Genomic DNA, 14,036 nt, shown 5'->3' with positions numbered 1-14,036 from the left:
TAATTAATGAATAATAATGATAAAATAAGAATCATACCTCTTGGCGGCGTTCAGGAAATAGGTATGAATATGACAGTCATAGAATACGGAAATGAAATTTTAATAGTAGACTGCGGATTTATGTTTCCAAGATATCATATGCTTGGTATAGATTATGTTATTCCTGATACTTCTTATTTGGAAGATAAAAATATTATAGGGCTTATACTCACTCATGGGCATGAGGATCATATAGGTGCTATACCGCATTTTTTAAGAAAATTTCCTGATATTCCAATATACGGCTCAAGATTAACAATGGCTTTTTTGGTGGCAAAACTTAATGATTATAAAAATGAATACAAAAACACAAAATTATATGAAGTTAAGCCTAGAAATAAAATACAATTGGGAATGAATTTTGATATAGAGTTTATAAGAGTAAATCACAGCATACCCGACGGTATGGGAATAGCCATAACAACGCCTCTTGGAGTAATAATACATACAGGAGATTTCAAAATAGATTTAAATCCTACTACAGATAAATTTATAGATTTATATAAATTTGCTGAATATGGTGAAAAAGGCGTTCTTCTAATGCTTTCAGATTCTACAAACTGCCAAAAAGACGGATTTTCTATGAGTGAAAGCGTTGTTCAAAATACTATGACTCCTTTATTTAATTATGAAGACGGAATGATTATAGTTGCAGTATTTGCAAGCAGCATAGAAAGAATACAAGATTTGGTAACTGCAGCAAAAGTCAATAATAAATATGTGGCATTTTCAGGGAGAAGTTTAATAAAATATACTAAAATAGCTCAGGATATGGGATATTTAAATTTATATGATATAGTTATACCAATAGATAAAATAAACAGATATCCAAGAGAAAAAATAGTATGCATAACTACTGGAACTCAGGGAGAGCCTTATTCTTCTCTATCATTAATAGCAGCAGGAGCCCATAAACATATAAAAGTTGAAGACGGAGATATGATAATATTTTCATCTAGTGTTATACCTGGCAATGAAATGGCTGTTACTAGAATGATAAATAATCTTTTCGATCTTGGTGCTAAAATGGTTGGAGAAGATAAAAAACTTCTTCATGTATCAGGACATGCTTCAAGCGAAGATTTAAAATTGATGTACAGATTGGTAAAGCCAAGATATTTCATTCCAATACACGGAGAAAAAAGACATTTAATCACGCATATCAAACTTGTTGAAGATTTGAATGGATTAAATACTAAAGGATTTCTTCTGTATAACGGCGATGTTCTTGAAATAGATGAAACTTTAGAAGCGAAAATAACAGAGCCTATAGAAATAAGAAATATATATGTCGATGGAAAAGGTGTCGGAGATTTAGAAGACAGCATACTTTATGACAGAGAACAATTATCTCTTAACGGAGTTGTAGTTGCAAATGTAGTTGCAAAGAAAAATAATAGAGGACATTATGATATAAAAGTTGATTTAGATAGTAAAGGATTTACATATAATGGCGGAGAGAAAGAAGGAATAATAAATAAAACTGAGCAGTTAAGAGAAGAGGGAATTAGTTCCGCTGCAGAAGCTGTAAAAAAATTATTGGCAAGAAACAAAAAAACTCCTTCTACAATTAAATATGAAGTGAGAGAAGCTTTACGCAAAAAATTCATTCAGATAATAGGAAGAGAGCCTGTAATATTTGTATGCTTATATATGGAGCATATTTATACAGAACAATCAGAAAATATAATAGATAATACAGAAAATAATACTAATACAGAAAACTATAATAATGAGGAGAAAACAAAATGTCATACGAAGAAGAAAAAGAGAATCAAGAAAACAGCAGTATCGAAGAAAAATGCACTGCAGATGAAAAGAACAAAATCAAAAAAGAAGAAAGAAGCAAAAGAGAGCTGATATTTACATCATTAATAATAATATCTATTATAGTAGGAATAATCAGCATATTTGTTAAAGGCGAAAATAAAACGCATTCTATACAAATATCAAATAATATCAATTCTTCTATATCATCTAAAGCTGTTTTAAAAGACGGTATTGCTGTTATAGATTTAACTGGAATGATAACGCATACAAAAAGAAAAAGCAATATAGGCTTGGAATATCAGTCTGTAACTGAAAAACTTATAGAAGATTTTGAATATTATATTAAGCACCCTAAAGTTAAGGCTATTGTGCTTCAAGTTGATAGTCCTGGCGGTTCTTTAACTTCATGCGAAGAAACTTTAAAATATTTACAAAATTTAAAAGCAAAGTACCCTAAGCCTATAGTAGCATCTTTCAGATCATTAGCGGCAAGCGGGGGATATTATATTTCTATGATAGCTGATAAAATATATGCTAATGAATCCACATTAACAGGAAGCATCGGAGTTATAGCTCAATTTTTTAATGTATCAGAATTGATGGGAAAATACGGCGTAAAAATGTATACAATAAAAAGCGGAAGAAATAAAGACTCACTTTCGCCTTTTAGAGAACCAAGACAAGATGAATTAGATTATTGGCAGGCAATGACAGAAGAATTCATAGCTCAGTTTACAAATGTAGTAGAACAATCAAGAGGAAGTAAAATAAAAGGAAACAGAGATGATGTATTTGACGGCAGAATTTTCAGCGGTAAAAAAGCATTAGAAATAGGGCTTGTAGATGCTATAGGTACATTGCAGGATGCTGTAAAAGATGCTGCAGAAATGGGCGGTATAAAAGATGAAGAGCCTTATATAATAAAAAAACCTGAAGTAAAAAATAATGTAATGAATCTGCTTTTTTCTAATATTTCTGAAACTATAAAACCTAAATCAAAGATGCCTATTCCTTTTCCTTATGAAGAAATACTTAATACTAAATATGTAGGAGTTCCTATGTATATTTATATTCCTAACTATATTGGAGAAAATTAATGCATATATATCAAGCCTTATACTATTATATATTAAAGCCTAAAGAAGCAATAAAAAAATCAATCAATTTTGAATATTCTCTTGTAATATATTTGACTGCATCTTTAAGCACAGCAATATCTGTATTATATTCTTCAGGACATAAAAGCAATATACTGAGTTTAATAGTACTTTCGTTTAGCATAGCATTATATACTGCAGTATCAAGTATAGGAAAAATAGCAATTATTCATCTTACAGCTTCAATATTTATAAAAAATATTGATAAAAAAAATATAACAGCTTTCATTAATAACTGCTTTGGAATATCGGGAATATTTATTTTAATACTGCCTATAACATTAATATTTTCAGTGTTTTCTTCGATATTTTTTATACAAGTTTCTGCATTATTAATAATTCATTTATATTATATAATTTTACTTTATAATAATATTAAATATTCACTAAATATAGAAAGCTCATTCAAAGCTTTTTTAATTTTAATAGCTCCTGTAATATACGATTATATAGTAAATATATCATTAGCAGTATTAATATTCGGAGTTTTAATTAACTATATATAATTATGAATAAAATTACAAAATATATTATAATTGAAACTATAGGTCCTTTCCTAGCAGGCATATTATTTTTTACTTTCATATTCGTGATACAGCTTTTACCCGAATTAATAAGGCTTATTATTAATAATGGTGCTCCTCTATTTATGTCATTAGAAACATTTGTATATATGCTTCCTTTTAATATAGCAATAACTATACCTATGTCAATACTTATGGCAAGCATTATAGGATACGGAAGACTTTCTTCTGATAATGAAATAATAGTAATGCGTGCTTTAGGTTTTTCTCATATGAGAATATATATGCCTATTATAATATTAGGTTTTATTACATTTATTTTTTCATTATTTTTTAACAATGTAATTATGACTGAAGCCAATTATAGATACAGAGCTTTAATTTCATATATGGTAAATATAAAGCCTTCTATTGCTGTAGGAAAATTAGAATTTGTAAATATTCCTGATATGGGATTATCAATAGGCTCTGAATATGCTGATGATAAAAGTATATCAAATGTAGTTATATATGATAAATCAGAAACTAAAAGAGTTATAACAGCTAAATACGGGCTTTGGAAAAATAATCAGGCAAATTCTCAGGTTGTTACTTTAACATTATATGACGGAGTTGTTCAGGAAATGCCTAATTATGGTTTTGTATCTAATGACTATACTGTATTTGATGCTATGGATATTAATATAGTGAGAAAAATAACTACATTAACATCGCATGAAAGAGGACTTAGAGAAATGCCTCTTTGGAAAATAAAAGAAAAAATTGATGCTTCAAAAATGGAGGCTGATAAATCTATAAATTCACAAATAAATGAAATTATAGATAATGCCTATAACAATGTTGATAATAATATAGATAAAAATTCATTTTCTAATGAATTTATACGAACTAATTCATCAGAATTAATTTCTATTAGAAAAAAAGCCATAGATGAAGCCGTACCGTATTTTTATTATGTGGAATTTCATAAATTCATATCGATACCTGCAGCCTGTTTATTTATGGTTTTAATAGGGGCACCTCTTGGAATAGTAGGAAAAAGAAGCGGAAAAGGCTTTGGATTTGGAATATCTGTAATAGTAGTTGTTGTATATTATTTGCTTATTACTGCTGCAGAACTCATAGCTGGAGGTAAAAAAGTTCCGCCTATATTTGCTATGTGGTTTCCTAATATAGTATTGGCACTTATGGGTTCTTTCTTTATGATAAGATCTTTTTTCAGCAGAGGAAAATAAAAAATTATATTTATTAAAAAAGTATAAATAAATAAAAAAAATAATTATCAGGATATAGGGGCATTTGATATATAAACATTTATTTTATATTTATTTTTCATATTTTTTGAATTATATATATTAGTTGCCTTAGCAAGCCTGTCATTAAATCTTTCCACTAAAAAATCAGCATCATCAGCTTTAGGTGCTAATATAACTTCTTTTAATGATTTATTATCAAATATATAAAGATAATTTTTATATGAGCGTTTCATTTTTTTATCTATATGCAAAGGATTGCTGCCGTATTCCACAAGCTGTATTATACGCATCTCCTGTTCTTCTACAAATGAAGAATCCTTTATTAAATATTGAATATTCATAAGAAGCTGATACGATAATGACAACTCTTCTGAATTAAATTTTTTTATAATTGTAAACATAGAATTAAATATATAGCCTATATTATTTTTTAATCTGTCATAAAATACCTTACCATCATTCCAAATATTATACTCTCTATTTAAATCAATAATAAGATTATCATAATCAGATTCGCAGGGATTAAATATTATTTCATTATTTTTATAATTATAATACAGTACAAAATATAAAGGCAAAGTCTGTTCATTATAAAGCTCTATATGAGAATAATTATTTTTATCATAAGAAAATGAAAATAATATACTGCTGTCTAAATTATTAAAAGATGTATCAAAAAAGGATTTATCAAATACTAAACAGCAGCCTGTACCCTCTTTATTATCATATTTTCCATATAATCTGTACATAGTTAAAGAATCCTTGCATCTGCTGAATGATGTCTGCAATGCTATAAAATTATTAATACTTCTATATTTGGAGTTAATATTATTATTTCTAAGAAGCTGCATCAATATTTTTCCTTCTTTAGGATCATTAGCATTTTTTACGCTTGTCATTCTAAGTTTATTTTTCTTTAAATAGGTGCTGTATTTTGAATTATCAGATTTTTCATATCTTTTATCAAAAGCCATATCATCAAAAACTTCTATGCTTGTATAATGAGATATTTCATTAATTTTATCTTTATCCTTTACAGAAATCAAATACAAAAATATATACTGAAGTATCCAAAGTTTTTTTAATCTTGATGTATCTTCAATATCTCTAACTATAAAATTAAAATATTCTTCTTTTTCTATAGTCCAAAAACTATTTTCTTTCAATATAATATCAATAATCTTTTCTATATTTATATAATCTATAAACCTTGATACAATATTAAATATATTAACATTCTTTGATTCTTTAATATCTAAAAGCAAAGTTAAAGCATAATCATACTGCTCTAATCCTATTAAGGCTTCAGATTTAAGAAAATATATTCTGTCATATATAGTATCATCTTGCTGAATAATACGAAATTCAATATACTCTTTATCTATTAAGTCCTTATCATCTTTATCTATTAACTCTTTATTTTTTATAATGGCATCGCCTTTTGAATTTGCTTCATTTAAAATTAAAAGAGCTTTATCAAGATATTCTATAGCCTCTTTATATCTTTTTATATTAATTAGAAAGCCAGCCTTATTTAAATATATAACCTCTAATGATTTATTTATTTTTACAGCTTTATCATAAGTTTCAAAAACATCATCTATTTTTCCTAATTTCTCCAAAACTAAAGCAATATTTAAATAAGCATAATTATATCCAAGTTCTAATGCTCTATTAAAATAAAATAAAGAATCTTCATATCTTTCTAATTTTGAATATATAATACCTATATTAAAGTAGCATATCTCAGATTTATCATTAATTTCAAGTGCCATATTAAAAGCATATAAAGCCTCATCAAATGCCATAAGTTTAGCAAGTATTATGCCTTTATTGATAAAAGCTTTTTCATAAATGGGATTTATTTCTATAGCTTTGGAATAATATTCTATTGCTTCTTCATATCTATTTAAATAATATAATGTTAAGGCTGTTTTATATAAGCTTCTTGCAAAATATCTGTCTTTATAATTTGTATCAAATAATTTATCATAATTTTCAAAATAGCTTATTATTTTTAAATATATTCTAAGAGCCGATGAATATTTCTCTAAATTAAAATAAAATCTAGCCTGAGAAAATAGGCTTTCTATTCTGTCTTTTATCATAAAACTATTCCTTAATAATTATAATATGATTTTATTATAAACTATTTTAAAATTATATAAATTTTTTTTAATTATACAAATTATATAAAATAAAAATACTATTGACAATTTTTTTATTTATGATAATATTACTATATAAAGTATTATTACTTATAAAAATATTTTAATTAAGGATTTATAAAATGAAAAATAGCGATAAAGGATTCTTTGGGAAATTCGGAGGCAGATTCGTTTCCGAAGCATTAGAAAAATTATTGATTGAATTGGAAGAAGCATTTGTATATTATATAAATGATAAAGAATTTTTAAGCGAGCTTGAGGAATTAAGAGCTGACTTTATAGGAAGACCTACTCCCTTAATGTATGCTAAAAATCTATCAGAAAAAATCGGAGGGGCAAAGATATATGTAAAATTAGAAGGGCTTGCACATACGGGAGCTCATAAAATTAATAATTCAGTAGGACAGGCACTTTTAGCCAAGAAAATGGGTAAGAAAAAGATTATTGCTGAAACAGGTGCAGGACAGCACGGACTTGCTACTGCGGCAGCTTGTGCAAAGTTAGGACTTGAATGTTCTATCTATATGGGAGAAATTGATGTAAAAAGACAGCAGCCTAATGCAGCTTCTATGGAATTATACGGGGCTAATGTAGTATCAGTTACTAGAGGAGGAAGAGGACTTAAAGATGCTGTTGATATGGCACTAGAAGATTGGGTTAAAGATTTGAAAGACACTCATTATTTACTTGGAAGTGCAGTAGGTCCTAGCCCTTACCCTGATATTGTAAGAACTTTTCAATCTGTAATAGGGAGAGAACTTGAAAAACAGATACAGGAAAAAAATTTGAATGTTAAAGCATTAATAGCATGCGTAGGAGGAGGTTCTAATGCTATAGGATTTTTTGAGCCCTTTATAGAAAAAGAAAATCCGAAACTTATAGCAGTTGAAGCCGGCGGAAAAAGTATGAATCTTGGTGAAAATGCTGTTAGAATGAAAAATCCTTATGCAAAAGATATTGCTGCACAGGGATATATGAGCAGATTTATACTAAAAGAAGATGGAGAAATATCTGAAACTATGTCTATATCTGCAGGATTAGATTATCCGGGAGTTGGTCCTCAATTAGCGTATTTGGGAGAATCAGGAAGAATAGAGTTTACTTATGCTTCAGATAAAGAAGCTGTAAATGCAGTTGCAGAATTTGCAAAGAATGAAGGTGTAATATTCGCATTGGAAAGTGCTCATGCAGGTGCTAAGGCTATAGAATATGCTAAAGAATACACAAAAGATGATATAATTATAGTTAATATGTCCGGAAGAGGAGATAAAGATATATTCATAACCTCGCCTATTTTCAGACCTGATAAATGGAAAGAATTTTTAAAAAGCGAATTAGAAAGATTAGAAAAAAATATAGATGTGCATAAATTTTAATATATTATTATTTGGGTTTTTGCTTATTAGTATTAATATTCAAAAACCTTATTTTTTTATATGATACTAATTTCGTAAATAATTAATTTAAATAACATTTCTATATATATTATCAAGTATCTTATTTTAATATATACTAACATATTATATTTATATATTAAAAATCTATATTTTAGAAAAAACATTATAATTAAAGAGCATAGAAATATACAGAAATTAATATAAAAAATACATATAGTAGGTATATTGAAAAAATAAAAAAATGATTGACTTTTAATAAAGTTAGAGTATATTAATAATATAAATTAGAGTATATTAATAATATAAAAAGGAGATATAAATATGTCAGTACAAGAATTAAAAACAGATAATTTTGAGGCAGCTATATCAGGCGATAAAGCTATATTAGTTGATTTTTTTGCGGATTGGTGCGGACCTTGTAAAATGCAGACTCCTATACTACATAAAATAGCAGATCAAAATTCTGATAAGATGAATTTCGGTGCTGTTAATGTTGATGAGGCTGAGGAAGTGGCTGCTAAATACGGAGTTCAGTCTATACCTACTTTAATGGTATTTAAAGGAGGAGAAGTTGTAAAAAGAGCTGAAGGTATGAAAAATGAAGCTCAATTGAAAGAATGGTTAAAAGAATATATATAATAAAATATAATATTTGAATTTTTGCCTAATTTTATTTAAAATTAGGCTTTTTTTTATTATAAATTGATATATAATTCGCAATTATACTATAAAATTTTAGGGTCTGCTATGCTTAGTACAAATAATAAATTAATAGCAAATATATCAAAAGAATTTAATATAGAAAATTATGAAGCTAATAGTATCATTGAAAGACTGTTTTCAAAAATAGCAGATGCAGTTTTTAAAAAAAATAGATTTTATATGGATCAGTTAGGTATAATAAGTGTAAACAGCAGTAATGATATTATATTTGTAAATGAAAATGAAAATTTTGATGAATCATTAGAATCCATAAATCTTAAAAATGATAATATAAAAAGTATTTTTTTGGAAAAATCTATATATAAGAGCATATTCAAAAATATAAAAGAGATATCGAAAAATGAAAATGTATATATAGAAAATTTCGGTGTTTTTTCAAATAATATAAATATAAAATTTGAAGCTGATAATATCCTCAAAAATAAAATAAAAAAATTAAATGTAAATGAAATAGTTGAAGATATATCAGATGATATCGATAAAAAAATATCATATAATAAATCAGAAATAATAAATAATAAAGCAGAAGAAAATAATGATGATTCTTTAGAAGAAATAGTTGAAAATAAATCTATAGACTTAAATAATATAATAAAAAAACTCAATGAAAAAGAAAATGAAAAAGAAAATGATAAAAATAAATTAAAAACTGATAATACATATAATGGTGATTCTTTAGAAAAAATAGCTGAAAATAAATCTATAGATAATAATGTTAATGTTAGAGAAAATATATGGGAAAATAAAACTTATAAATCTATAGACTTAAATAATATAATAAAAAAACTCAATGAAAAAGAAAATGATAAAAATAAATTAAAAACTGATAATACATATAATGATAATTCTTTAGGAAAAATATCTGGAAATAAATCTATAGATAATAATGTTAATATTACAGAAAATATATGGGAAAATAAAACTTATGAATCTATAGATTTAAATAATATAATAAAAAATCTCAATGAAAAAGAAAATGATAAAAATAAATTAAAAACTGATAATACATATAATGATAATTCTTTAGAAGAAATATCTGAAAATAAATCTATAGATAATAATGTTAATATTATAGAAAATATATGGAAAAATAAAACTTATAAATCTATAGACTTAAATAATATGATAAAAAATCTCAATGAAAAAGAAAATGGTAAAAATAAATTAAAAACTGATAATATATCATCAGAAAATAATAATTATTCCGAAATGAAAGAATATTCCAAAAAAGAATTATTAGATATTAATAATTTTGATAATGATGATTTAAAATATCAAAAAAAATCAAAAGATAATAATAAAAATTTAAATATTAAAAAAACAAAGAGAAGAAAAAATAATATGGAAAAAAAAGAAAATACTAAAAGAGAATTATTTTTAAATATAATTAAGATAGCCTGCATAATAATATTTATACTTATAGTAGGAATTATTGTATCATTATATTATAGCAGAAACGAGAATATAGTCAGCAATAATATAGAAAATCAAAAACTTTATGATATAGTTAATGTATATTTTAATGAAATAGATTCTGTAAGTTTATCTTATATAACTTCAAAAGATATGTATTATTGGGCTATAGCAAAAAACTTATATGGAGATTCTACATACTGGCCTTTGATATATGCTTATAATAGCGAAGAATATAAAATAAATGATATTATAAAAAAAGGAAGCAGTATATCATACAGAAATATTCCTGATTTTAATTCTATGAAAGAAATAAAATATTTAAATAATATAATATCTAAATCTTATATATGTATTTATCCAATACTTATGAATGATAATAAAATAAATCATGCACTATGGAGTTTAAAATTATCTGCCTATTATGATTTGAATGTATTAAAAAATAATGCTGATATGATACCTGAAGAAATATATCTTGATATACTAGAGAATAATAATTCGATGAAAACTGCATATAATGAAGTTATAAAATACGGAAAATTAAATGAAAATATATTTTTATCATTTTTAGAATTGATAAAAAATAAATTAGGGATATAAAATGAAAGTTGTAACTACAGAAGATTTAATTAATATAGATAAGAAAACTATAGAAAAAATTCCTTCTATACTTCTTATGGAGAATGTTGCAAGCGAAATTTTTTATCTATTATTAAAAAGGCATAAAAAGTTATTATATAAAAAAACTGTATATATTTTTTCATCTGTTGGAGGTAATGGAGGCGACGGACTTGCTATAGCCAGATATTTAATAAAAAATAACTGCAATGTAAAAGTATATATTACAGGAAATCTTGATAGAGTTAATAAAGATACTTATGTTAATTTTAATATATTAAAATCTATGCATATTGATATTAATTATTTAGCAAATGAAGAAGATGTTAAAGCTGCTTCAGAAAATATTGAAAGCAAATCTATAGTGCTGGACTCTCTATTTGGAACAGGAGGAAACAGACCTTTAGAAGGAATACAAAAATTATTAGTAGATAATCTCAATAAATTGGATATTATTAGAATAGCAATAGATATGCCTTCAGGACTTTTTTCAAAAATAAATGATTATGATAATATAAATACTTGTTTTAAAGCAGATGAAACATATACAGTATGTTTTGCAAAGGATATATTCTTTTTATACAAAACAAGAGAATATATAGGAAAATTATTTATAATAAAATCAATATTTCCAAATGATATAATTGATAATTGGGGATATAAAGCTAAATTAATAGATTATAATGAAAAAATAAATTTAAATAGAAATTCATTTTTCAGTAAAAGAGAACAGGGAATGCTTGCTGTAATTGCAGGAAGCGATAATTATATAGGTGCTGCTGTTTTAGCCGTAAATGCCGCTTATAGATTGGGAGCAGGATATATAAGACTTTATGTGCCTAATGGAATAGTAAAAAATATAAGAAATGCTGTAATACCTTATATGCCGGAAGCAGTTATTATAGGAGTTGGGGAAAAAAATCAGAAATATTTTACAGAAAATGATATTGAAATAGTAAATGAAATAAATAAAAGCGATGCTTGTATAATAGGTTCAGGACTTGGAAGAAATATGTCTACTGAAGTTTTTGTAAATAGTATATTAAAGCAAATAAATATACCCGCTGTTATAGATGCAGATGCTTTATATTTGATGTTTGAAAGTACATTTAATGAGCTTAATCATAATTTTGTATTAACTCCGCATATATATGAATTTGAAAAGCTTACAGGGATAAATCATATAAAAGCATTAGAAAATCCTTATGAGGCATTATTTAAATACAGACAAAAAACAAATGCTTCTATAATATTAAAAGATGCTGTAAGTTTTTTAATGCATAATAATGATATATATATCAATTATAACCCTAAAGAATCTATGGGGAAAGCTGGTATGGGAGATGTTCTTGCAGGATTTATAGGGACTTTGCTTGCAAGAAAATTAAATATACTGGAAGCTTCAAAATTAGCTTTGATTATACAATCTAAATCTTTTAATATATTATCAAAAAAATTTGGAAATGATTATATTCAGCCTAAAGATTTAGCTAATATTTCATATAAAATACTAAAAAGGATATAGATAAATTGCCTAGAGAAGTTTATGACCCTAAAGAAAAAGAATTAGAATTTTATTATAAAAAAAATATAAAACCTCCTGCCCCAAAAAGAGAAGTAAGTATATTTGCAAGAAGATGGTTTATGTTTTTATATGGAACTTTCATAACATTGATAGTAGTAGGACTATTTCTATACAAAAAAGGTTTTTTTAATAATATTGCATATTTTGCAAAAAAAACTAATATAGTAGAAGTAAAAATTAATAATATAGATTTTTCAGATGAGTACATAATAACAACTATAGAACTTGAAAATTATAATTATACAAATTCAGAAAATATATTGAAGCTTAATTCTGATTATTCATTGTATAGAAATAAAAAATTAGTATTTTCAGGAAATAATTCATTTTATAATGTAAGATTTCCGCTGAAGCAGAGAATAGGTTTTAATCTAAAATTTGATATAGATTATTGGAAAAAATCAAACAAATTGAAGATAATACTGCAATTTGATGATAATTTAATACAAACTAATGAAATAAATATAACGAAATTAAGAAGACGAAAATAAATGTTTAAATAATATAAAATGCTTTATTTTTTATTACTGCTATTTTCGTCTTTAGTGCCTTTTTTATTTGCTGTTATAAGAATGTATGCTTTAAATTATCTATAATACTTTCATCTTCCACTAATTTGTGTAATTCTTCTTTAGTTTTTGGTTTAAATTGTTTTTTCATTTTTTTATCCTATTATTGTTATGTTCGCTCACCTGTAAAGGTGCCTTCAATTAGCTAGTAATTAAAATTGCCCTGTCGGGCTAGCTCCAGCTCACTGTTATTATTATGCTTGCTCGCCCATAAGGGTGCATGCAATTGGCTAGTAATAAAAATTACCCTGTAAGTTGTGTTATTGTTATTCTATTTTATAAATTATCATTTTTCTTTTTCTCTCTTGTTTTTCCTAAAACAAATTTTGATAGACTTTTTTGCTCATATCAATTCCTTTCTTATTCTTAAAAGAGTAAAAAACTATATCAAATCATAAGGAAAATATTTATAGCCTTTAAACTCTTCTTTATCTACATTCATTATTTTTAACACAGCAGCACCTTCATAATTCCAATATCCGCCATAGAGCAATTTCTCATCAGGTTCCCTATAGCTTCCCCACCAAGCACAACTTCTGCTTTTGTTATACCATTGTTTAAGATAGGTTTGAAAATAATGACTTTCTTTAGTTTGTGCAAAAAGTTTCAAATTTTCAAATTTTGCTTCCTCTGATGTCAATCTCTCAAAGCAATCTTTTTCCTCTCCTTTACTTGCTAGATAATGCAGTAGCCAATCATCATAAAACAAATCATCTGCTTCTCTATGGGTTGTATTAAGTTTATCCAATACCCAAGAGGTATCCATATCACATATTACCATTAAAGCGAGATACTTAGCATTATCATTATAACA

Annotated in this window: 11 protein-coding genes; 9 read left to right on the top strand and 2 right to left on the bottom strand. The window is 25.6% G+C overall.

Annotated elements, in window-relative coordinates:
- The first annotated feature begins 6 nt into the window (after positions 1-6).
- From QZ288_RS08725 to QZ288_RS08710, 4 genes are read left to right on the top strand one after another with little or no spacing between them, the layout of a single operon-like run.
- Positions 7-1,899: a ribonuclease J gene (locus tag QZ288_RS08725; protein ID WP_295157803.1), complete on the top strand. Its 1,893-nt coding sequence runs from the start codon at positions 7-9 to the stop codon at positions 1,897-1,899.
- On the top strand, positions 1,788-2,906 hold the full coding sequence (gene sppA, locus QZ288_RS08720) for a signal peptide peptidase SppA (protein WP_295157800.1): 1,119 nt from the start codon (positions 1,788-1,790) through the stop codon (positions 2,904-2,906). The genes QZ288_RS08725 and sppA overlap by 112 nt, the downstream gene beginning before the upstream one ends.
- A complete protein-coding gene (locus QZ288_RS08715) occupies positions 2,906-3,472 on the top strand; it encodes a hypothetical protein (RefSeq protein WP_295157798.1) in 567 nt (188 codons plus the stop codon). Before sppA ends, QZ288_RS08715 begins: the two co-directional genes overlap by 1 nt.
- Positions 3,473-3,474: 2 nt before the next feature.
- Complete coding sequence (locus tag QZ288_RS08710) at positions 3,475-4,725, top strand: LptF/LptG family permease (RefSeq protein ID WP_295157796.1); 1,251 nt, start codon at positions 3,475-3,477, stop codon at positions 4,723-4,725.
- 47 nt (positions 4,726-4,772) lie between these two features.
- On the opposite strand, the gene QZ288_RS08705 is transcribed toward QZ288_RS08710, so the two are convergent.
- Positions 4,773-6,854 (bottom strand): tetratricopeptide repeat protein, encoded by a 2,082-nt coding sequence (locus QZ288_RS08705; protein ID WP_295157794.1) that lies wholly within the window; start codon positions 6,852-6,854, stop codon positions 4,773-4,775.
- 182 nt (positions 6,855-7,036) lie between these two features.
- On the opposite strand from QZ288_RS08705, the gene trpB reads away from it, so the two are divergent.
- From trpB to QZ288_RS08680, 5 genes are all read left to right on the top strand, one after another.
- Positions 7,037-8,290, top strand: coding sequence for a tryptophan synthase subunit beta (trpB, locus tag QZ288_RS08700; protein WP_295157792.1), 1,254 nt, complete (start codon positions 7,037-7,039; stop codon positions 8,288-8,290).
- 342 nt (positions 8,291-8,632) lie between these two features.
- Complete coding sequence (trxA, locus tag QZ288_RS08695; protein ID WP_295157790.1) at positions 8,633-8,950, top strand: thioredoxin; 318 nt, start codon at positions 8,633-8,635, stop codon at positions 8,948-8,950.
- A 108-nt stretch (positions 8,951-9,058) separates the two neighbouring features.
- A complete protein-coding gene (locus tag QZ288_RS08690; protein WP_295157788.1) occupies positions 9,059-11,050 on the top strand; it encodes a hypothetical protein in 1,992 nt (663 codons plus the stop codon).
- A 1-nt stretch (position 11,051) separates the two neighbouring features.
- Positions 11,052-12,593: an NAD(P)H-hydrate dehydratase gene (locus tag QZ288_RS08685; protein ID WP_295157786.1), complete on the top strand. Its 1,542-nt coding sequence runs from the start codon at positions 11,052-11,054 to the stop codon at positions 12,591-12,593.
- 5 nt (positions 12,594-12,598) lie between these two features.
- Positions 12,599-13,144 (top strand): hypothetical protein, encoded by a 546-nt coding sequence (locus QZ288_RS08680; protein WP_295157784.1) that lies wholly within the window; start codon positions 12,599-12,601, stop codon positions 13,142-13,144.
- 460 nt (positions 13,145-13,604) lie between these two features.
- Here QZ288_RS08680 and QZ288_RS08675 read toward each other — a convergent pair.
- Positions 13,605-14,036, bottom strand: a 432-nt coding sequence (locus QZ288_RS08675) for a PoNe immunity protein domain-containing protein (protein ID WP_295157782.1), incomplete at its 5' end; no start/stop codon positions are given.

Origin of the sequence: uncultured Brachyspira sp., from assembly GCF_910578695.1 — a bacterium.
Lineage (GTDB): Bacteria > Spirochaetota > Brachyspiria > Brachyspirales > Brachyspiraceae > Brachyspira.
Note: the sequence above shows the minus strand (reverse complement) of the source record. Positions and strands in the feature narration are given on the sequence as shown.